The organism is Pseudomonas sp. GW-45 (assembly GCF_056896675.1).
This window is the reverse complement of sequence record NZ_CM167674.1, coordinates 3,963,263-3,984,779: the sequence shown is the minus strand read 5'-3', so window position 1 is coordinate 3,984,779 and position 21,517 is coordinate 3,963,263. Positions and strand designations below refer to the sequence as shown.

The window sequence follows — 21,517 nt, the reverse complement described above, 5'->3', positions numbered from 1 at the left end:
GCGCTGCCGCTGGGGTTCTACCCCGTTACTGCGGACACTCTTGAAAAGAGGCACAATGTGCCAAAGGAGTGTTCATGTCCAAACGCAGAAAATACAGCCCTGAATTCAAGCGCGAAGCCATCGCGCTATCTCGCCAGCCTGGTACCAACTGTCGTCAGGTGGCCTTAGAGATTGGCATTAACCCCAATTTGTTGTCGCGGTGGGTCCGTGAAGCGGACGATGTGCCAAGCAAAGCGTTCAAGGGCTCTGGTACGCCTCGTGACGAGGAGCTTGCCAATCTGAAACGCGAACTGGCGCGGGTAAAAAAGGAGCGCGATTTTTTGCGCGAAGCGGCAGTGTTCTTTGCAAAGGAGTCGTCCTGAGGTATCAGGCGATTCAACGCTGTCGCAGTCTTTTCCCGATACGCCTTATGTGTCGATGCCTGAAGGTCTCGGCCAGCGGTTATTACGCCTGGGCATCTCGACCTCTATCCAGCAGGGCTATGGCTAATCAGCATCTGTTGTCGCGAATCAGAGAGATTCATGATGATAGTGGTGGCATGATTGGTTCGCCCCGGATGCATGAAGACCTGGCTGCCGAAGGCACTTCTACGAGCCTGAATCGGGTTGCAAGGCTAATGGCTAAGCACGGTATCCAGGGGTGGCCTCGCAAAAAGCGGGGACGAATGGGGCGAGCGTCGAGTCGGCCACAGGGTATTCAAAACCATCTACAGCGGGACTTCTCAGCGCTTGAGCCTGATACCAAGTGGGTCACGGATATTACGGAGATCTCCACTCAGGAAGGAAAACTGTATCTATGCGTGGTCCTGGATCTGTTCAGTAAGCTGATTGTGGGCTGGTCCATGCATCACAGACAGGATCGGCAGATGGTAATCAGAGCTGTTCAAATGGCTGTGTGGCAACGCCAGGGCGAAACCCCGGTGATACTGCACTCAGACAGGGGTACGCAGTTCACCAGCGGCGATTACCAGCGTTATCTGGGCAGCAATCGGTTAGTCAGCAGCATGAGTGCCGTTGGCCACTGTGGCGATAATGCCGCCTGTGAGGGCTTCTTTGGGATGCTGAAGCGAGAGCGAGTACATCACCGACGTTACCGTACTCAAGACGAGGCAAGAGCAGACCTATTTGAATACATCGAGCGGTTCCATAATCCTAGGATGCGACGTAGAGTTGCTGCGCAGGATCAAAAGCTCTTAGCTGTTTTATAACCGTCCGTGGAAACGGGGTAGAACCCAACAGACGGTAATTGGCGGTAGATGGCAGACCTCTCCAAAACCAAAAGGTATTAGTGGAGGAGCCATGATAAAGGCTAAAGATATACCGGTGGCACTGCGGCCTGGTCTTTGTTTGTACGAGGAGGCTGCGCAACAATTACTCAGCGGGGTCACCATTGCTATGCGTCGCGAACGTGGAGGTAAACCCGGAGCACTCATAGCAACAAGAATAGGGGTCCACCTTGGGTTGATACAGAACTATCTGCCTGAGCTTTTCATCGAAGCCGACCTAAAGTCAGACTAACAGAATTTTATTTCGCGCGATTGATGATCGTTGTGATTTCAAAGGACTGCGCGTTCGCAAATACGGCGACGCGCTTCTTTCCAGAATATTTAAGTGTTTCAACCCGCACCCATTATCTCTTTCTGGGCATTAAGTCCCTCCACTCTTGTGTATCCAAACCGCTATTGGAGTTCCGCTATCTGATCCGAAGCCACCGCTTTTCGCTGCGTAAGAGAAGGCCTCTGATCTAGTCGGTGACTACCGAGATGGTTTTGGCCGACTTCTGCTTACTACTACCGTTCCGAAGCAGCTACCGACGGAGGTTCGCTTCTAGCTTGAAGCTGTCGCTTGGAGAACTTTTCAATTTTTTTACATACCTTAACTATCTTTGACACGCCGCCACTTCGTTTAGCTTCGGCCCAGGTGACTTATGGTTGATTAGCGAGAAGACTGCAGCCTGCCAATCTTCATTGTGTTGCTTGTAGTAGGTTAGTAGGAGCTGGAGATGCGAGTAGAAAACCTTGTGCAAGGTAATTTCGCGTTGCGGCACAGTTGGGGGGCGGTGCAGCCAGAATGCGCACGGGAAGCTAAAGCGAAAATCCCAGGCGTGCTGGGGCTTTGAGAGACTTAAGCCCTCCAGCCCGTAAGCCCGGCTGAATCGCAAGGTGTTGACGATGCCCGAATGGAGGAAGCCAGTCAGACACACCACCACAGCATCGATGTTGGTCATGAGTGACAGGTTTGGGACGACCGAGTTTGGTAGCTCGTGACTTTTACCTGCATTCCTAGAAGCTCTAATTAGGCCATAGGGTCCGTGTAGACTTTCCATGACATCGGCGTATTCATCCGGCTCGTTGCAGCAAAGTAGTACAACGTTCATGTCTTCATCACGGGGCGGTAACTGGTCATTCGCATCACTAAGAAAGCGCCCGATAGTGGTTGCAAGGGTGGGGGTCATTTCGACACCTGCGTCGCACAGGGTCTGCTTGACAGGCTCTGGCAAAAAATATTTTGTGCCTCCTTTGGCGCTTGCGTTATAGGCTTTGGAAAACGCTTTCACTTCAACGTTGAAGCGGATGCTCTCAGCTTCGAACGTGAAATCGAAATTCTTTACTAGGCTAGTGCTCGACCTGACCTGGTTTGGAACATGGTTTTTAAAACCCTCTGGATGGGCAGCCCTGAAGTATTCCGCAGCCCCTAGTTCCGAAATTTGCGAGAGAAACCCCTCAATATTGTCTACCCAAAGCAGTCCGGCTAAGCCATCAGCTATTATCTGGGATGTTTTGTTTAGGGGCTTCTGGCACTCGATAGCTGTAGCCATTAGAGCGCAGTACTGGTCGAGGATCACACCTTGAATGACGTCGGAGCGCTCCTGCAGGGCGAGGCGAATGACCCAGGCGGCGGCTTCATGACTTCCCGGTTTAGGGTCGAAGGCTGGATCGTAAGGAATGAAGCGTTCCTTGGTGAGTTGCCACACCAGATCAGGCTTACGTTGCCTTTTGCTCTTGTGGTTCGCTGCCGAGTTGCGGAGCAGCGCTCCGAAACGCTGCGGGTCGACATCAGGATATCGCGCGTCAATCCATCGAAGGGCTTCTTCCATGGTAAATGACTGGTTTGCATTTGCTTGCCAGTCACTCAGCATTTCTTTGAGATGACCTTCAGTAGGCACGACTACAGTTTTGCTGTTCATGGTGCCTTCTTTTTGGGGAGATACCATATCCTGCCAGTTGGATAGCAACCTTTCAACAAGTGGGCGTGGTCTTTCCTGGAAAGCGGGATTGAGGTAGGCAGTTATAAGATAGCACTTGGAAGGACGCTAAATTCCCGGACGCAGGCAAAGAACGGTTTGCCAAGCAAGGGCATGAATTTCGCACGCTGGGTGTTGGGAGCTTACGGAGTTTTAATGCCCACTTCTGGCCGGTGAGCGACGGTGAGGCTTTGAGACTTTCGCTTTGCTTAGCCTTGCATCGGCCCTGATCCGTTGCTAGATAGGAAAAAGGGAACAGATTTATTTATTAGCCGGACAGTCAGCTCCTGGTCTCAATCGGACTTAACTGGTGGGCTGCTATCGGCAAGAAGCGGCCGGTAGCCTTGTAAATAATTCTGCCCGCCTTTCCCTCTTTTTTCACTCGAGCCCACCGTATTAAGAGTTGATACTGATCCATCTTATGCCCTTAGACGGCTTTGGGGATTGACGGTTTTGCCAATGATCCGGCGCTCGAACGTGTCGAGGCCGGTGCGAGTATCTATCTACTGCACCTGAACTCCGAGGGGGCATTCCTAAACTCAGGTTTGCCTGGTGCAGTGTCAAATTGATAGCTTATTGAGGCTGATGCCCCATCAGCTGCCTAGGGACAGAGCACGCGCTTTCCCCAACAACGCGCACGTTAGAAGGAGTGAACATGCCTGCTATCAAAAAAATTGTGGTCAAGAACTTCAAAAGCTTCGGTGACCTGACCCTTGAGTTCGACCCAGGCAAGAACGTCCTGATCGGCGACAACGAGACTGGCAAGAGCAGCGTGCTATTGGCCTTGGATCTGGCGCTGAGCGCGAGTCGCAGCCGCGTCGAGAACATAGGCTATGAAGCCTTACTGAATAAGGCGGCGGTGCAGAGATTCCTGACAGGCCCTGCGACGCTGGACTTGCTTCCCGAGGTCATCGTGGACGTGTTTCTCGAAGAAGGAGACGAACAGGGTTTTCATGGTACCCAAAACGTTCTGGGAACGCCGACAGATGGTCTACGCATGGCCATCGTCCCATTGATTGAGGAGTTCGGCCAGACGATAGTCGACCTACTCAAAGCTAACAGGGACAGCTTTCCCTTTGAGTATTACAGCGTGCAGTTCTTGACGTTCGCCGGGGCGCCTCACGTCACCTACCGGCGGCCAGTCAAGCATCTGATGATCGACAGCTCTCGTATTGACAGTGAATACGCCGCTCGCGAATACACCCGGGCGGTGTTCGGATTCCATACCGAAGTGCAGGATCGCTACCGCCTCGAAAATCGCTACAGGCAAGGGAAGGAGGCGTTCGGTCGAGAGAGCCTGAAGGACTTGAGCGATACGCTCGGCGACTATCAGTTCGCCTTGCGAACCAGCTCGCGCTCCAACCTTGAAACCGATTTGATGATCACTAAGGGCGGCATCCCTATTGAGAATCGTGGCAAAGGTGAGCAGTGCTTCATCAAGACCAATTTCGCCCTTCAGAAACACAAGGAAAAAGGGAGCCTGCACGCGCTGTTGCTGGAGGAACCCGAAAACCATCTGAGCCACACCAACATGAAGCGCTTGGTTGAGAAACTGGCGGGTACGACAGACACTCAGTTGTTCATCGCGACGCATAGCAGCCATATTTGCGCACGGCTCGATCTACGCCACGCGCTGCTGCTCGGATCTGGCCATGCGGGACGTTTGAAAGACCTGTCAGAGCCCACTGCAAGCTTCTTTATGAAAGCGCCTGATAACAACGTCCTTGAGCTAGCTCTCTCCAAGCGAGTTATTTTGGTCGAGGGCGATGCAGAATTCATACTCATGGAGCAGTTCTATACGCAGCAGGCAGGCCATCTTCCTCAGGATGATGAAGTGCACATCATCTCGATCAGCGGCACGAGCTTCAAACGATACCTGGAGCTCGGAAGGCTCTTGAACACCAAAATCGCCGCAATTCGGGATAACGACGGTGACTACCAACAGAACTGTGTAACGAACTACGAATGCTGCCTTTACGAGTCAGCCAAGATCTTTGCCGATCCAGGTCCTGAACGAAGCACCTTCGAAATAGGGCTGTACAGCGACAACCAGAGAACCTGCGACGACCTTTTTGCTGCGGAACGCAAAACGCTGACCGTTCAAGAGTACATGCTAAAAAATAAGGCGGATGCCGCTTTCGAGCTGCTGACCAAGAAGTCCGCTGAGCTGATCGCCCCTAAGTACATACAGGAAGCGATCGAATGGATAAGAGCGTAATTTTTTCTGTTGCAGGGTCCGGAAAAACCAGCCTGATTATCGAGCGTCTGAGCCGTGGTCAGCGGGCATTGATCATCACTTACACGGACAACAATCACCGACACCTGCGTAATAGGATCATCCAGAGATTTGGGGTGATCCCATCCAACATCACGCTCATGACGTACTTCTCGTTCCTGCATGGGTTCTGCTATCGGCCGTTGATGCAATTGCAGCTAGGAACCCGAGGTCTGAATTTCAGGCGCCCGCCGGACAGGCGCTACCCACTGGACGATCTCAATCGGTATCGCGATGGCAGCGGCAGACTCTATCACTGCCGCCTCGCCAAACTACTACAGGTCGTGAAGGCCGTACCAGACGTGCGCGCCCGCTTGGAGCGCTTTTACGACTGCCTGTACGTCGACGAGGTACAGGATTTCGCGGGCCACGACTTCAACCTGCTGCTGGAGGTTGCCCAGGCGAAAATTGGCATGACATTCGTCGGTGACTTCCACCAGCACACCTTCGATACCAGCAGAGACGGAGCGACAAACAAAAACCTTCACGACGATGTCGCCCGCTACGAGAAGCGCTTTCGTGATGCCGGTATCACTGTAGACAAGGCAAGGCTGAGCCGCAGCTGGCGATGCGCAAAAACGGTCTGCGACTTCATCAGCACCAAGCTACAAATTGCGATGGGTGCCCATGAGGAGCGGGCCAGCCGGATCATTACGGTTGCCGACCAAAACCAAGCCGACTTGTTACACGCTGATCCAGCCATCGTGAAGTTGTTTTTGAGCGAACACTACAAGTACGGCTGCTATTCCGAGAATTGGGGGGCAAGTAAGGGTATGGATCACTTTAACGATGTTTGCGTTGTGATGGGCCCGGGTATCTGGAAAGACTATGTGGCTGAGAGGCTACACCAGGCAAACCCGCACACCCGCAATAAACTTTACGTAGCCTGTACCAGGGCCCGAGGTGATCTGTATTTCGTGCCCGAGAAGCTGTTGAAGGCGTTTAAGCAGGGAACATAGCTGAATCGCCCCAGCATCGGTAGATACTCGATGACCGCTATTAGCCAAGAGCAGTCACTAGGTGTGGCTACGGCATCCAAGACGATTCACGACTGTAGCCAGCTAGCACCGCAATTTTCTACGCTGGGGAGTTCTGGGCGGAAGTAAGCGGCCATTTCCGCTCAGCCACCTCGTAACAATCCACACCAGCACATTCACGGGAAATTAGCTCCAACTGCAGCTCCCCAAAGGTCGGTGAGTTGGTCCAGTAATGACCTCTGAGGAGCATACAGTTATTGATCAGGCGTAGGTCACCTGCGCCAGTGGTAAGTTTGTTTTCGCCTTGATAAAGCCTTTTAAGCTCGAAAACATAACAAAGGCGGGTGGCCTCTGTTCTACTGTTCTGAATCAACGCTTCGAGTTTCGATTCGCCTTCTTGAGACTTCGTGAATGACTCTATCGAAATGGTCAAGTACGTTTGCCGGATTACAAAAATGATAGGTATCTGTAACGGCGACTTATTCTCCTGATGGAAGTCCGAGCTAAGCGTGCCGCGCCATACGCCATGCACTATTGGTCTTCGCATCCATCGCGCGATTCGGGGGGACCTCCACGCCAACTTGAAAAAAACACCGAATAAGAAAGTGATACCAGTTAAACCATATGAAACTGCACGCCACGCCGCGGTAAGCGTTTCATATCCTAAAAGTACGAGGACAAAATAAAGACAGATCGCAACAGCTAAAACCAGGCTGAAGTATACCTTCAATAGTCGCTGCAGCTCGGCTTCTGTGAGGCTTAAGTTATTCATATTTCTCATTTGCTCGTGCTAAAATTTTTCCATTTTTGTACACAACGACATCATTACCCATACTAAGCACACCTACAAACGCTATGCCCGGCACGAGAGATGTAAGCAGCGCTGTCATCTGCCTTGCTCCGCTGGGTCGATCCTCTGAAATCTGTGCCGAGCCCTTCAACGGAGGCGCTAGAAACTGTGAAAGATGTGTGAGTGATTGCGACTCCATGTCGATCATGTGGAATCCGTCGTGCCAGGGTGACTCGTGGTCTGAAACCTTAGCTAATATGCGGGAAATCGCTTCGACTCCGAAGATCGGAAGATCTGGTTTCATCGCGTTCTGATGTCCCAGTGGCATGCTCGGCAACTCATCAAGACGGAAGTAGAAGACAAGCCCAACTCCAGAGAACGATTCCGATCTCAACTTTTTGATCTGTTCCAACAGTCTTACTGGAAAGTCTCGATCTTGCGATGCGGTGTCGTTTTCCAATGTGTAATATTCCGCTAGCTGGGCCTGCATGTGTAGAGGCCGATGAACCCATGATGATGTACCGAGAAGGTTAAGGTAAAGCGAGAAGACCATTTAACAGGAACGTTTATATCCGCTCTCGGCCCAGAGTGTTTGAAAACGCTGAACCTCGCAGGCTGATTGATTGATCAGATCTTTGTAGCCTGATCAAAGCCCGAGGTGCCTTCCCGATGAGCTAAACCACCCCACCAGCGCGCCAGATAATCGGAGACGTAAAACTGGACGGTCTTTAGGCCGTTGGCGCCTTCACTAAGTGATGGTTACTGAATCGCCTCTAGCTCACGTGTTGCACTTGGACCTTGAGACCACCCTCTGATGTCCGGGACTTTGCTCAGGCGTTTATATGCACTCTGGTTCAAAGGCACCTTCCCCAGTACCCCAAAACTAACAACATAGACATCGACAAATCTCTATCCCTAAAGGCTATGCATTCTTATCACGCTACTTGCGCGAGTATTCACTATTAACTGCACCCCCCTTGGAACGAAGATCTTTCCGAACACTCTGGCGATGCCAGAGTCAGCAGACCATTAGTTAAACCCAGCCATCCTTGTCCATTTTCAGGCGTCAAAAATAACCCACAACACCTCTTTTAAAAGTTCGCTTCTAAAATTGTTTTCATCAAACGGCCCCAACCTATAAAGCCTGGCACTTAGAAACTGTATCCACATACACACCAACAGATCAATCCTTGCTAATGCCAATAAATCACTCTATGTTGTGTGAATTGAGCCATCTGATGCGCACATATAGCTTTACTAGGTTTTGGCATGAGATATGAAAATAACGCTTTTTTTGCACACACCCACTAGCGAGGAGAATTGCAGTGGTTGAACCGAAGCGGGAGCGCTTTCAGATTCTTGCGCTATCGGGTGGTGGTTTTAGGGGGCTGTACACAGCTAAAATCCTCGCGGATTTAGAGGAGGAGATTGGGGCGCCCATAGCTACGCGATTTGACTTGATCGCAGGCACCTCTATCGGAGGCATTCTTGCATTGGCAATCGCTTGCCGTATCCCTGCGAAGACAATGGTTGATTTGTTCGCTGAGCATGGCGAGGAAATCTTCAGACGCCGATTCTCTCTGATGGGTATGCTGAGAGCACCGTACTCTGCGAAACCTTTGCAAAACCTGCTCAGTGCCCCGTCGCTCTTCGGTGAACGCACGCTGGGCGACTGCAAACATCCAGTGCTCATACCCGCAATTAATTACTCGAGCGGACAGCCTCAGGTTTTCAAGACCTCACATCATCCTAGCTTCAAACGCGACCACGAATTTCGGCTGGTAGACATCGCTTTAGCCACTAGCGCTGCTCCTGCTTATTTCCCTCGGCACACTTTCAATAACAACCAGTACGTCGACGGGGGCTTGTATGCCAATGCCCCTGGCTTGTTAGCCAACCACGAAGCGCAGACTTTCTTCCGCCAACCTTCTGAGGGCGTGCATCTGCTATCCATCGGCACCATGTCTTCGAAGTTCACCGCCAACCCCGGCCGCAATCGTGAAGGAGGGACTTATGACTGGGGAGGAATCAATCCCGCAAATACACCCAAGCGCCTCTTTGGCCTGTCCATATCGGTTCTTGAGTCGTTAAGCGACTTTATGCTTCGTCACCATCTCCCGGGCCGCTACATCCATATCGACGAAGCCTTGACCGACGAACGCGCTAGCGCCGTTGCGCTCGACAAAGCAGACCGTGCCGCAAAAGAGACCCTGCTGGGGGCCGCCTCTGAGCAATCTAAATATTGGCTCGGAAAGGACGAATTTCAACCATTCCTTAATCACCAGTCGCCACCGCCGCAATTCTTTTGTGGCGCTAACGCTACCCAAGGGAGCCGTGAAAATGTTGAAACTGAATAAGCTTTTCCATAAGGGTGGCGCGGACGCCAATGTGTTTGAGGATCGAATCGCACCTACGCGCGAGCAGCGCAAGTTCCTGATGGAATGTAAAAACAAGGTTCGTGAACATTTGAAGCCGCGCATTCGCGCAGCTACAAAGACTATCTTAGGTATGGAACATGTTGTGGAGCCACGATTCAGAACTCAAGGGTCCTGGTCTTATAACACGTGCGTTGTGCCTGCCAAGTCCCCAGCTCAAGAAATGGACTGGGATTATGGAGTTTACCTGCCTGTCACTGTATGGGAGGAAAATGGTCCACCCCACCAGATGGCCAAAGCCTACTTCACTCTTGTCGAGGAATTGCTGAAAGACTTATGCGATAAAGAGAAATGGGAATTGGTCACTGGGAAAAAGACCTGCATTCGCATCCAAATTGCCGACTGGGCCCATATCGACCTGCCCCTGTATGCGGCACCCGAAGACGAGTTCGAGGCCATTACCGAGCGGGTCTCGCTTGAAAAAGCGATGCTGAATCGAATGGATCACGTCGCAAATGGCAGTGCTATGGATGAAAGCTATCAGTCGCAACAGTGGAAAGATCTCGACCATATTGCAATGGCCACTCGTAGTGGTGAATGGCGTAATTCTGATCCGGAAGCAGTAGCAAACTGGTTTCGAGACCGCGTCATAGAGCATGGCGAACAACTCCGTCGAGTATGCCGCTACCTCAAGGCTTGGCGGGACGAGCGCTGGGATAGCGGCGGTCCAACATCCGTCTCTATCATGATCGCAGTTAGCCAGAACTTTGTTGCCCAACCCGGTCGCGATGACATAGTAACTGAAGCTGCAGCCAAACATTTGGGTGTGGTTTTCGAGGGCGAAATAAGGGAAGCCGGGATAGATGATGAGAAAGAGGACTTCAACCGCCTAGAGGGGCCCGACCGTACAATTGCTGCGCGTCGTTTTGCTAATCTGGGAGCCTCAATTTACGAAAGCCGGTTGATGCGAGAGCATCAAAAAAGCCAAGCGGTGACCCAAATGATAGCCCAGTTCGGTAGCCGAATGCCCTGGGACATCACACTGATTGAGGTGGGCGGTGAAGCGGATGCGATCCGCAACTCCACCCCAGAAAAGGTAGCCCCACCCGTCGTTCTGTCCAGTAGTGCAGGCTGACAAACCCTATGAGCGCTTTAGGTGAAACCTTACGGGCGCTCAGAGCGCGTGGCTTTGCACCGGTAGCAGCCAAGCTCCCTGTGCGTGCCTTTAAAGGGGAGCTGGCGTGTAAAAAAGGTGGCGTGTCAGTCAAGTTCACAATTGAAGATTGGGATTTCATGAGCTATCCGGTGATCTGTATACTGGATCGCCCTGATTTCCTCCCCGATCTGTTACCCCACATCGACGTGCTGGGTAATCTCTGCTACTTCGCACCAGGTTCCGTAACGCTTGATCGATACGATCCTGCGACCGCTGTGTTGCAATGCCTCAACCAAGCGACTGCGATACTCGACCGAATCGCAACGGAACCGCACTACCGAGACAGTGACATTCAAAATGAATTTCCCGCTCATTGGGAATATGGCCAGATCAGCGCCCCGTGGAACGTCCTCATGGGACACACTAACGAAAAAGACCAATACGCGCACTATTTCATCATCGAAAAATCCGGTAAGAAGCGTGTATTGATTTCAAGTGACCGTGAAGAAGCGGAAACACTAGCCTCGTCATTGGGTTGGGCTCTAAAGCCTTCGAGTTATCGTTGCTGGCTGTTGAAGACTCAAACCTCACCGTCAGTACCGAAAGCATTGCCAAAGACTGTTAAGGAATTGTTTTCCTGGTTACGCACGTGGGATAAAACTCTTTCCACCAGTATTCAGAAAATCCTATCTGAGCCTGACTACCTAAAATTCAAGTATATTTCTTTTGCCATCGAGACACCTGTCGGCCGAATCGGCTTTGGGTTTAACCTGGACCATTTAAAAAGAAAAGGCTACAGCCGAAGCCCCAATCGTTTCAGGCAGTGGCTTCATAACAAGGGAGGAAAAACGCCCCTCATCCGGCTATCTATCGAGCAAATCAGCAGTCAATTTGTTCATAGCAGAAACCTTCACTTCCCGGACCTATATAACAAAAGGGTTACAGTAGTGGGCTGCGGAGCCATTGGCTCGTTTGTTGCGCATGCAATGCTGCGCCTAGGGGCCGGCACAGGCAAACTGGGCGGCTTGAAACTGATTGATCCAGACAGAATTGGGCCAGAAAATTTAGGCCGCCATATACTTGGCTACCCGTCCCTTTTTGAGTTCAAAGCCACTGCACTTGCAGCAGATTTGAATCGTCAGTTTCCCTTCACCAAGCTCAAGGCGGTCACGGGCAGCGTGTTTACTCATCAGGGGCTATGGGGATCTGAACTGATAATTGACGCGACTGGTGAAGAAGCTGTCAGCGAACTGCTTAACGGCCTCCGATTACAACGAAAAAGCCATATCCCTATTCTACATGTTTGGATCCGTGGCAACGGGGAGGCAGTGCAAGCGCTTTGGACTGACAACAATGGCGGTGGGTGCTATCGCTGCCTTCTTGTTCCTGGTACCAATTCGCATCGGCAAGAACGCTACCGGTTGCTAAAAAATCCGTCTGTTCGCAGAACGGATGGTTGTCGCGCGTACACACCTTATGCTGTGTTCGCACCTCTGCATGCTGCAGCGCTAGCGACAGAGATGGTGTGTGACTGGTTGCAGGGATCACCTACTCCATGCTTCAGAACGCGAGCCACAGCGAACGCTGAAGTGTTCTCCTTGAGAAATCAAAATCTTTCGAAGATCAAGGGCTGTCCTGCATGCGAGCCGCAATAGTGTGGGAAGCTGCGCCTCATCATCACAAAATCCTTGTAGAAGGCACACCTCTTCAGACCATGGAAAGGTATCGCCAGAACCGAACTGAGAAAGCCGAAGCGGGGGGCATTTTACTGGGATACCGGAAAGGTCCAAACCTTCACATCGTCCAGGCTACAGTTCCACAGTTGACAGATCGACGCCGGCGCTTCCGATTTGACAGGGCCGCTAATCGTCATCAGCAAATCGCCTTGGAGCAATGGCATATTAGTGAAATGACCATGGACTATCTTGGCGAATGGCACACACATCCAGAAATCAATCCATCTCCATCAGGCGTGGATATCGATGAGTGGAGAAAGATCACCAATCGACAGCCAAGACCAATGGTTTTCATGATTTTAGGTCTGACAGGAACCATATGGCTGGGACTCTCGGTTAACCACATGCTTATCAAATGCAGCACAACGTCCATCGAGAGGCCATAAGAAATCAGGGCCCAATGTGGTTAGGATTTGAAGTCCAGTGAGTTGTCGCCACCGGCAGCTATTGGCCCAGGCTGTGTAAAAACTCCCAGGACGACTCACCTGGTCAAAACCTGACCCAAAAATCGCGCTTCTACGTGAATTCTTGGTCTGTAGACCAGCCGCACTTTTTCAGAAACCACGTAGCAGCGTGCACTTCGATTTCTGGTCGACGTTTTTACACACTCTGGGCCGGAAGCCGACGGTCGCAATGACCAAAGTTGGCTGACGGGAAGCATCAGAAAAAACTCAACCACGGTTACATTTTGTGTTCGATAGAGAGATCAGCTATCGACTCAAATAGCTGTCGCTTGAACACGTCCGCCAAGACAGGCGTTCGGGAAATTTAGTTACTACCTATCCAACATGCTGAAAAGCACCTCAGATTCTGATTTTAGCTAGCGCTCGCCGCCAAGCTAACGCTGTAGCTCAAGCAGCTCGCCGACCTCGCAATCTAAATACCGGCAAAGCTCTTCAATGACATCCAGCTCTATACGTGTAGCTGTCTCATGATAGAGCCGCGTAATCGTTCCGCGGTTGATACCAGTATCTCGAGAAACGTCGATCACCTTGAGCTTCCTCTCGCCCATCAATCTCGAAAGATGACACTTAATCATTGTTCCACCAAAAGACTATTTGACCCGCAGGAGAACAAAAAGACTTGCAGAAGGCCTTTTTGCGTGCATAATGATCTTCAGGAGATCAGATTAACCTTTAAGGGGACTTGATGACCTCCAGCGAGAAACATTACCAGAGGATGATTGCTATGTCACAGATATACCTAACAACCGACGAACTGGCCGCTCGTATCAAATACGACGCCCGCACCATCCGCGAACGCCTCAAGGACTCCGTGTTATTTGAAGGCACTCATTACATCCGGCCCTTTGGTGGGCGGAAGATCCTATATCTATGGGACGCGATTGAGCGAGATATGGCAGCCACTTCGGGCGCTTCCAATTTCAGCATTCCGATGGCAAATGGAGGTGTGATGCATGGCTAGTATTCGTACACGAGAGCAAACCGGAAAGCTGTTCTTTGATTTCCGCTACCAAAGCACACGCTGTCGCGAACAAACCGCGCTGGATGACACTCCCGCCAATCGCCGAAAGCTCGAAACCATTTTGAAAAAGATAGAGGCAGAGATAACGCTTGGCTCCTTCGAGCACGCCAAGTACTTCCCCGGTAGCAGCAATGCACGCAAGTTCAGTGAGGCTGATGCATTAAGGGCGCGAGTAAGCAAAACCACCACTCCGCTGTTCAGCGATTTCGCTGATACCTGGTTTAGCGAAATGCAGGCTCAGTGGCGACGTTCACATAGCGAAACAGTTGCCAACACACTGAGTAGCCGCTTGAAACCCGCATTTGGAGAGAAAGAGGTCGGCTCCATCACCAAGGCAGAGATTTTGTCATACCGTTCCCAGCTCGCCAAAGTCAGAAACGGTAAAGGCAACCCCCTGTCAGCAGAGCGAATCAACCACATCATGACGCCTTTGCGAATGATCCTTAACGAAGCAGCCGACCGACATGAGTTTACCCCACCCTACCAAGGTATCAAGTCGCTTAAAGTGCCCCGGACCGATGTGGAGCCGTTCACGGTTGAGGAAGTGAAAAAAATAATCGCGAACGTGCGTGTCGATTTTAAAAATTACTACGTCGTGCGGTTTTTTACCGGAATGCGTACTGGTGAGATTGACGGACTGCAGTGGCAATTTGTGGACTTTGAGCGCAGGCAAATTTTGGTGCGGCAATCATTAGTACGGGAAGAACTGGTCTACACCAAGAATGATGGCTCTTTCCGGTCTATCGATATGTCGGGCCCTGTTTACGACGCCCTCTTGGAACAGAAAAAAGCAACCGGTGCACTCGACTTCGTTTTTTGCAGTCGCAATGGGTCCCCCTTATTGCATCGTAATGTCACCCACAGGGTGTGGTACCCGCTGCTACGTCATCTAGACCTGCGTAAACGCCGTCCTTATCAAACACGCCACACAGCAGCAACACTGTGGCTTGCAGCAGGTGAAGCACCCGAATGGATCGCACGGCAAATGGGCCATACCACCACTGAAATGCTTTTCAGGGTGTATTCACGCTATGTCCCCAACCTCACCCGGCGCGATGGCTCAGCAATGGAGCGACTATTACTGCAAGCCCTCGATCAACAAACCGCTACCCACAAGGAGCAAGACCATGCCTGAGTTTTCTAAAAAGACGTGCCTGCGACTCGCCAGCGCCATGCAAGTCGCACTCAGGATTCCTGACGGGGATAGTCTGGTTTTTTTGATTGGTCGCGGGCATGAAACCGACAATCTGGCAGCGCTGGAGACCTGGGTCTGCGAAACCTTACCTCAGCTGGAAGATCAGTGCGGTCAAGCAATGCTTCCCTACCTGCTTGATCGTCTGGATCAAACTATTAGCCAATGGGGGCAGCGTTATGACTAAGGTCTTGCCACCCGAAATAACTGATGAGCTTGTTGAACCCTTCTGGCTGACTGGCTGCCTGATTCCCCAGCACGCCTATCAAGTATCCTCATTGAGCGAGGGTATTTTCCTCGGCGTGGAAAACCTCTCTGGCAACCAGGAGGTACTACTTGAACTAGCTGACCACCCTGGCGCATGGCCCACCAGCAACCTTACTGCTGTGAGCCTTCTCGTAAAGCGTCACGGTAGATACCTGCTGGGTAGCCACAGCCAGATAAGCATACTGGACACCTTCCAATCGCTGACCCATTTACCCATCAGCATGGTTGACTCAGAGGCAGCGGTAATGGCGGTGGAGCAATGGCTACAGCCTTGCCCCTATGAGCCCCTGAAAAGCTTCGTCTACCAGGTTCTTGGGCAACCAAATATAGGCTGTCCATTCTTTACCTACCCAGCGAGCGCCAATTACCACCACTGCTCCAGTGGTGGACTCGCTCAGCACAGCCTTGAGGTTGCACAAACAGTTCATGGCATGACCACGTGTTTTCCGGAGCATGAGCGTTGGCTCGCAGCCGTCGCTGGGCTGCTGCATGACCTGGGCAAAGTGCGTAGTTTTCTACCGGATGGGAAACGCACCTCAACTGGTTATCTAGTTAGTCATGAGCTACTAGGATTTGAGCTACTTGTGCCCGCCCTGAGGAGCCTTGAAGAGTCATGGGCTGACGGAGCAAGTGCCCTGCGCAACATGTTCGACTGGATAATACGCCCCAAGCAAAACCGGCCTCTGATGCCAATTGCAATGAGCATCCAGCAAGCGGACATGATGAGCGCCTCTGCCGACAATCGTCGAAGGACATTCAGTGGCAAACCTGACTGGACCAGCTTTGCCAAGTTTGACGGTTCCGGTCCTGCAAGCAGCTATTGGCTACCCAGCCCACCTTGAGGATTGGCAGTGAGCCTTCCAGCCTTGAATCAAACGTTAGCTCGGAGCAAGCTCACGACAAATGCTCTGCACGAGGCTCTACTTACAAACAAATAGTACACATCACGCTTATGGGTCTTTGCATATACAGCATAGGCGTGAACCTACTTTGATTAATGAACAAGGAACACGATATGGAAGACCTAAACGTTATGACTGAACTGCTTCTCGGAGACGGAGAACCAATGCCAGGTGGCGACCTGACTCTTGATGAAGCCATTGCTTTGGGCCAGTCGGAGGCCAAGAAAAAGCCGTTCCGAGTTGTCCGGAACTGGATCTGGGCTGACCTGGCTGTAAGCGAGACAGAAGCCAAAACCATGAATGAGCAAGGGTTCCAACCCGTTATGGTTTATGCAGAAGACGTGATGTACGACAGCAGCTATAAATTCGACATCGGGTTCTGGGTAAGGACTTCCCCTTTAAAACACTTCACCCCGCCCTGTATTTTTGAAACAGCTAATACAACCTACATTCTAGTCGGTGAAGGAAAGCGCAAAACCACGTCTGTAAATGCGATCATGAGGATCTTTTGATATTAATGAAATTATCATGTGGGCTTTGTAATCTCCATACCGACTACGCGCCAGCCAATACAATGTCGCCATCCTAACTGTAATCAGGTTCGAATACTTGGCTCGAGCTCTAGTGCAAGGTAATTAGCTACGGTTAGTATTCTCTAACCCAGCAAGCCAGCATGATTTAATGAGAATGCGTAACAACAACTCATTCTTTAACGGGCTTACTCCGCTGGCAATAAGTAAATCAGGCGATTTCAAAGATTTGTACGAAATCTGGCATAGAGTTAAAAGCCTTGAGCAACCGATGTAGCTGGTTAAACCAAGAAACCTCAATAGAATTTAACAAAGCAAACCACTGACCACCCCTTAAGGTGTTTTCAAAGCCTCGGGCAGCCGTGCTTTGAAGCCATCCGATAGACGCTTAACAAGCTCTCGTCGCACCCCCGCGCCGGAAAGCCCTAGGCTCGGGTCTGTGCGCACCAGATGGTCACGCTTATCGTCGGGCCAACCGGCTACGTCATCATCGATTGCCATCCAGCTCTGTTTGGAGGGCAAGCGCTTCAGATAGGACTCAATTTGCTCATAGCGACTTTGCTCGTCCCAAATAATGTGCCCCGGCCCACTTAGCTTCATCGCAGAGTGCCAAGTAGCACCCACCACTCTTGATGACAAAGGTTCTGGCAGAGCTTTAAGCGCCCGCTTGAAACCAAGATGCCTGACCCAGCTGGTGGATAGCACAACCTGCACATCCAGATCAGAAACCAGCTCAACTAGGATTGGCGCCCACATGAAAAGACTACCGTCCGCCCGCAGCTCTACACGCCCATCTTTCATCAGGAAAACATCATCGGGATGGAGCACACCGTCGTAATCCAGGAACAACAACATCTAGTTTCCCCTCAGCCTATCCAAACTCGATTAACGTAATGATATATGTCTCAAGCTTATTCCTGAACAGGGGATTCATAATGAATCCGGACACTCCATAGAGGCGCTATAGTAGCGCCTCTATGGAGTGTCTATTTAGAATCAACGTCGAGCGTTTACCCCGAAATTCAAACTCGAAGCGGTGGATTTGGTACTAAACTAAAGCTACTCCGTTACCGAAGCCTTTGACGCATTGGATATTGGGCCCACAGCTATGCGCGCTGGATTGACCAGTACAAAAAGAAAGTTGAGTATTATCCACGAGAGACGCAAAGCGCTGACGTCGGAGCAAAGGCAGATCCTAGAGCTGCCGAAGCGCGTTGATCGTCTCGATCTGACGACTTTCCTGCTCTAGCTGCCGAACGCGCTGTTGCTCAGGCGTCAAGGGCTTACCTATTCCAGGCTGCCCACACCGCTCAGCGTCATACTGCTGTAACCAGCGGCGGACGGCCGCTTCACCGACATTAAGATCACGGCATACTGAATACCTGGCCACGTCAAACGTTGGGCTGGAAATTTCTAGCAGAAGTACTTGTTGAATACCTTCAGCTCTCGCAGAGCAATAACCTTCTGTGAACCGCCCCGGGTTTCGCGGAGGCTGTTTGGTTTAAGTCAAGCCGCCACCTTGGAAGCCTGACTGGCTAGTTGCCGATAGTAGTTTGCCTCAGCCTCTGCGGGCGGTATATATCCGATGGGTTCGAGCAGTCGCTGGTGATTGAACCAATGCACCCATTGGAGCGTGGCCAGTTCCACCTGCTCACGATTGCGCCACGAGCGTCTGTGGATCACTTCGGCCTTGTACAGGCCGTTAATCGTCTCAGCCAAGGCATTGTCGTAGCTGTCCCCTTTGCTGCCTACCGACGGCTCCACGCCAGCCTCGGCCAACCGTTCGCTGTAGCGGATACTGACGTATTGCGACCCGCGATCGCTATGGTGGATCAGATGGCTACCGCGTTCAGGCTGACGTGCGTATAAGGCCTGTTCCAGCGCATCCAGCACGAAGTCGGTTGTCATCGATGGGCTCACCCGCCAGCCGACAATGCGCCGGGCAAAGACGTCCACAACGAAGGCCACGTACAGCCAGCCTTGCCAAGTGGAAACATAGGTGAAGTCGGACACCCACAACTGATTCGGTCGGTCGGCTCGGAACTGCCGGTTCACCTTGTCCAGCGGGCACGGAGCCTTGTGGTCGCTGACTGTGGTGCGGACGATCTTGCCACGCCGGACTCCGCGCAGGCCAAGTCGTCGCATCAACCGCTCGACCGTGCAGCGGGCCACGGCGTCTCCTTCACGGTTCATCTGCTTCCAAACCTTGTCAGCACCGTAAACTTGCAGGTTCGCGTTCCACACAGCTTCGATCTTTGGCATCAACTTGCTGTCGCGCCGGGCTCGGTGGCTTTGCAAATCCGGATTTCGACGGCGGGCGGCATACCGGCGATAGGCTGACGGGGCAATCTGCAGCACCGTGCAGATTGGCTCGACCCCAAAAGCATCCCGGTGTCCATCCACCAGAGCGTAGATCACTTCAGCCGGCGGTCGAGCTCCGCCTGGGCGAAAAACGCACTGGCCACCTTGAGTATTTCGTTGGCCCGGCGCAACTCCTTGACCTCGCGCTCGAGCTCTTTGACGCGTTGCGCGTCGGCTGTGCTGACGCCCGGCCGTACGCCGGCATCGACGTCTGCACGCTTGACCCATTCCAGCAACGTTTGGGGTACGCAGCCGATCTTGGGTGCAATCGACTCGACCGCCGACCACAGCGAGGGATAGTCGCCGCGATGCTCTTGCACCATCCGCACGGCTCGTTCACGGACTTCAGGGGAAAACTTGTTTATCTTGTTCATGGCTTCATCTTCTCAGGAGTTGAAGCCTCCGCGAAACCCGGGGCGGTTCATCTGACCATTAACTAAGTGTTGCACTTAGACCCTGAGACCGCCCAACCCAACATTTATACAAGGAAGACACATGGCCCGAAAAATGGTGAGAATCATTATCCAGACGATGGTCTTCGGTGAGAGTGTTTGGCTCGAAGGCGTTGCCATAAACCTACCCCCTACAATTTTTCAGCACCTGAACGGCGACTTGAAAAACAAACTTGATCGCGACTATTAGGCGACAATAATCAGGATGAAAAAAGCATCTCAATAGTCTATCCATCATAATGTGGGCTATTTCTCTGCTATAGCGCAGTGTGGTCCCGCTAACAGCCATCCCGGACGAGCGGCCTGTTTAAAGCACAATATTCCTGCGCCTAGGAATCGCACAATTTACTACAACCACGAGTCTAAAATGAAAGATGTAACTCAGGAAAATAAACAATCGGTTGATAGCTACTCGGAGCGTCTAAACCGGGAGTGCTATTGCGTAACCCTTGATCGTGTTGCCCTCAAAGAGAGCTTTGAACATCAATTTGTAGCCGCTGGATACGTGCCATCGATCACTCCTGAATTCCATCAGCTTTTTTCAAACACGCCGGTCTTCGTCCCCCAGTCCGACATCAAAGCGATGGAACGAATCGTTGAAGCGATCGAATCAACCGCAGAGCTTTCTTCCTATCGAGAACGCGTTCTGTCCTGGGCGCCGGAAATTGCAGGCTTCGATCCAGGTCCCATAGGGGCGTTCATGGGCTATGACTTTCACTTAGGCAAAGACGGTCCTCAACTGATCGAGATCAATACCAATGCCGGCGGCGCATTTCTGAACTCGTTGCTAGCTCGGGCTCAACACCGATGCTGTAAACCATCTCAACAGACCGCAGCAACCAAACAGGCGCTGGATGGATTTGAGAATGCTGTGTTCGATATGTTTCGACAGGAGTGGCAAAGGCAACGTGCTGACTCGATGCCCAAAAGCATGGCCATCGTGGACGAAGCCCCGGAGACCCAGTTTATGTTCCCTGAATTCGAACTGGCCCAACAGCAACTTCAAGCCAGAGGAATTAATACCCTGATATTGGACCCATCGGAGCTTGAATATGTCGATGGTGCATTGATTGCACAAGGAAAGCACATCGACATGGTGTACAACCGGCTAGTGGATTTCGCACTGGACGCCCCAGCTCATGAAGCGCTCAGACGTGCGTACGTCGACGGCGCAGTGGTGGTAACGCCAAACCCCCGTGCGCACGCACTGATGGCCGACAAACGAAATCTTATCCTACTCTCCGATCCCTCGACCCTTCGCGACTGGGGACTCAGCGAAGTTGAAGCCCGATACCTGGAGAGCTCCGTACCCAAGACCCGGCTGGTTACAGCAAGCGACGCAGCGGAACTGTGGGGTTCCCGGCGCGAACTTTTCTTCAAGCCGGTTGCCGGCCATGGCAGCAAGGGCGTATACCGCGGCGACAAGTTGACCCGGCGTGTTTTCGACAACATTTTGCAAGGCGACTATATCGCGCAGAAATTCGTCCCGGCGGGGGAACGAGCCATGAGAGTTGACGGCACTGTAACCACTAGGAAAGTCGATATTCGCCTTTACACCTACGGCGGAAAAGTTTTGCTCACCGCTGCACGGGTATACCAGGGCCAGACCACTAACTTCCGCACGCCTGGCGGTGGCTTTGCACCCGTGTTTCAGGTGTGATTTTTTGCCTGTCATTGAGTGCATACTAAGTCATGCTAATGAATCATCTGACCTCGTCCACGGCTCAGTGGCCAGTCAGTGCTTGCAGCCCTTTATGGGTGCCTTGATTATAAGAC

Annotated in this window: 19 protein-coding genes, 1 pseudogene and 1 other annotated feature; of the genes and pseudogenes, 13 read left to right on the top strand and 7 right to left on the bottom strand. The window is 51.9% G+C overall.

The features are described from left to right. The first annotated feature begins 74 nt into the window (after positions 1-74). Positions 75-1,207 (top strand): IS3 family transposase gene (locus AC1XYH_RS18775; protein WP_123891117.1). Its coding sequence is split into 2 segments (ribosomal slippage): positions 75-315 and positions 315-1,207, totalling 1,134 coding nucleotides; the frame shifts between segments, so codons are not numbered across the junction. A 671-nt stretch (positions 1,208-1,878) separates the two neighbouring features. On the opposite strand, the gene AC1XYH_RS18770 is transcribed toward AC1XYH_RS18775, so the two are convergent. Continuing rightward, the gene (locus AC1XYH_RS18770; RefSeq protein WP_483324598.1) at positions 1,879-3,186 is read right to left on the bottom strand and encodes a hypothetical protein; all 1,308 of its coding nucleotides are present in this window, start codon (positions 3,184-3,186) and stop codon (positions 1,879-1,881) included. Between the two features lie 712 nt (positions 3,187-3,898). On the opposite strand from AC1XYH_RS18770, the gene AC1XYH_RS18765 reads away from it, so the two are divergent. Both AC1XYH_RS18765 and AC1XYH_RS18760 read left to right on the top strand, forming a co-directional pair. Further along, positions 3,899-5,461 (top strand): ATP-dependent nuclease, encoded by a 1,563-nt coding sequence (locus tag AC1XYH_RS18765; RefSeq protein WP_483324597.1) that lies wholly within the window; start codon positions 3,899-3,901, stop codon positions 5,459-5,461. Further along, complete coding sequence (locus AC1XYH_RS18760; RefSeq protein WP_483324596.1) at positions 5,446-6,477, top strand: DEAD/DEAH box-containing ATP-dependent helicase; 1,032 nt, start codon at positions 5,446-5,448, stop codon at positions 6,475-6,477. The genes AC1XYH_RS18765 and AC1XYH_RS18760 overlap by 16 nt, the downstream gene beginning before the upstream one ends. 118 nt (positions 6,478-6,595) lie before the next feature. On the opposite strand, the gene AC1XYH_RS18755 is transcribed toward AC1XYH_RS18760, so the two are convergent. Both AC1XYH_RS18755 and AC1XYH_RS18750 read right to left on the bottom strand, forming a co-directional pair. Next, entirely contained in the window at positions 6,596-7,267 is a 672-nt protein-coding gene (locus AC1XYH_RS18755; protein WP_483324595.1) for a Cap15 family cyclic dinucleotide receptor domain-containing protein, read from the bottom strand. Next, positions 7,260-7,775: a hypothetical protein gene (locus tag AC1XYH_RS18750; RefSeq protein ID WP_483324594.1), complete on the bottom strand. Its 516-nt coding sequence runs from the start codon at positions 7,773-7,775 to the stop codon at positions 7,260-7,262. The genes AC1XYH_RS18755 and AC1XYH_RS18750 overlap by 8 nt, the downstream gene beginning before the upstream one ends. Positions 7,776-8,610: 835 nt before the next feature. Here AC1XYH_RS18750 and AC1XYH_RS18745 point away from each other — a divergent pair. The 4 genes from AC1XYH_RS18745 to AC1XYH_RS18730 are packed head-to-tail and all read left to right on the top strand — an operon-like array spanning position 8,611 to position 12,938. Next, the gene (locus tag AC1XYH_RS18745; protein ID WP_483324593.1) at positions 8,611-9,642 is read left to right on the top strand and encodes a CBASS cGAMP-activated phospholipase; all 1,032 of its coding nucleotides are present in this window, start codon (positions 8,611-8,613) and stop codon (positions 9,640-9,642) included. Then, on the top strand, positions 9,626-10,795 hold the full coding sequence (locus AC1XYH_RS18740; RefSeq protein WP_483324592.1) for a CBASS cGAMP synthase: 1,170 nt from the start codon (positions 9,626-9,628) through the stop codon (positions 10,793-10,795). Before AC1XYH_RS18745 ends, AC1XYH_RS18740 begins: the two co-directional genes overlap by 17 nt. Before the next feature lie 8 nt (positions 10,796-10,803). Continuing rightward, positions 10,804-12,471 carry a ThiF family adenylyltransferase gene (locus tag AC1XYH_RS18735; protein WP_483324591.1) on the top strand — a complete coding sequence of 556 codons (1,668 nt, stop codon included), beginning with the start codon at positions 10,804-10,806 and terminating at the stop codon, positions 12,469-12,471. Further along, entirely contained in the window at positions 12,456-12,938 is a 483-nt protein-coding gene (locus AC1XYH_RS18730) for a Mov34/MPN/PAD-1 family protein (protein ID WP_483324590.1), read from the top strand. Before AC1XYH_RS18735 ends, AC1XYH_RS18730 begins: the two co-directional genes overlap by 16 nt. A gap of 452 nt (positions 12,939-13,390) precedes the next feature. On the opposite strand, the gene AC1XYH_RS18725 is transcribed toward AC1XYH_RS18730, so the two are convergent. Next, complete coding sequence (locus AC1XYH_RS18725) at positions 13,391-13,564, bottom strand: helix-turn-helix domain-containing protein (protein WP_483326417.1); 174 nt, start codon at positions 13,562-13,564, stop codon at positions 13,391-13,393. Positions 13,565-13,740: 176 nt separating this feature from the next. Between AC1XYH_RS18725 and AC1XYH_RS18720 the strand changes: the two genes are divergently transcribed. From AC1XYH_RS18720 to AC1XYH_RS18700, 5 genes are all read left to right on the top strand, one after another. Further along, positions 13,741-13,977 (top strand): hypothetical protein, encoded by a 237-nt coding sequence (locus tag AC1XYH_RS18720; protein WP_483324589.1) that lies wholly within the window; start codon positions 13,741-13,743, stop codon positions 13,975-13,977. After that, positions 13,970-15,172 (top strand): Arm DNA-binding domain-containing protein, encoded by a 1,203-nt coding sequence (locus AC1XYH_RS18715; RefSeq protein WP_483324588.1) that lies wholly within the window; start codon positions 13,970-13,972, stop codon positions 15,170-15,172. The genes AC1XYH_RS18720 and AC1XYH_RS18715 overlap by 8 nt, the downstream gene beginning before the upstream one ends. Further along, entirely contained in the window at positions 15,165-15,416 is a 252-nt protein-coding gene (locus AC1XYH_RS18710) for a hypothetical protein (protein WP_483324587.1), read from the top strand. Before AC1XYH_RS18715 ends, AC1XYH_RS18710 begins: the two co-directional genes overlap by 8 nt. Next, positions 15,409-16,338: an HD domain-containing protein gene (locus AC1XYH_RS18705; RefSeq protein WP_483324586.1), complete on the top strand. Its 930-nt coding sequence runs from the start codon at positions 15,409-15,411 to the stop codon at positions 16,336-16,338. The genes AC1XYH_RS18710 and AC1XYH_RS18705 overlap by 8 nt, the downstream gene beginning before the upstream one ends. 173 nt (positions 16,339-16,511) lie before the next feature. Then, on the top strand, positions 16,512-16,910 hold the full coding sequence (locus AC1XYH_RS18700; RefSeq protein ID WP_483324585.1) for a DUF6957 family protein: 399 nt from the start codon (positions 16,512-16,514) through the stop codon (positions 16,908-16,910). A gap of 351 nt (positions 16,911-17,261) precedes the next feature. On the opposite strand, the gene AC1XYH_RS18695 is transcribed toward AC1XYH_RS18700, so the two are convergent. From AC1XYH_RS18695 to AC1XYH_RS18685, 3 genes and pseudogenes are all read right to left on the bottom strand, one after another. After that, the gene (locus AC1XYH_RS18695; RefSeq protein WP_483324584.1) at positions 17,262-17,783 is read right to left on the bottom strand and encodes an HAD domain-containing protein; all 522 of its coding nucleotides are present in this window, start codon (positions 17,781-17,783) and stop codon (positions 17,262-17,264) included. Positions 17,784-18,141: 358 nt separating this feature from the next. After that, positions 18,142-18,306: pseudogene (locus AC1XYH_RS18690) on the bottom strand (transposase); the annotation flags it as partial. Between the two features lie 128 nt (positions 18,307-18,434). Next, positions 18,435-19,663, bottom strand: a protein-coding gene (locus AC1XYH_RS18685; RefSeq protein ID WP_483324583.1) for an IS3 family transposase whose coding sequence is annotated in 2 segments (ribosomal slippage) — positions 18,435-19,375 and positions 19,375-19,663 — 1,230 coding nt in all. Because the reading frame shifts where the segments join, the coding sequence is not laid out codon by codon here. Further along, positions 19,269-19,385, bottom strand: a sequence feature (AL1L pseudoknot). It overlaps the preceding gene by 117 nt. Before the next feature lie 445 nt (positions 19,664-20,108). Between AC1XYH_RS18685 and AC1XYH_RS18680 the strand changes: the two genes are divergently transcribed. Next, a complete protein-coding gene (locus AC1XYH_RS18680; protein WP_483324582.1) occupies positions 20,109-21,401 on the top strand; it encodes an ATP-grasp domain-containing protein in 1,293 nt (430 codons plus the stop codon). The last annotated feature ends 116 nt before the right edge of the window (positions 21,402-21,517 follow it).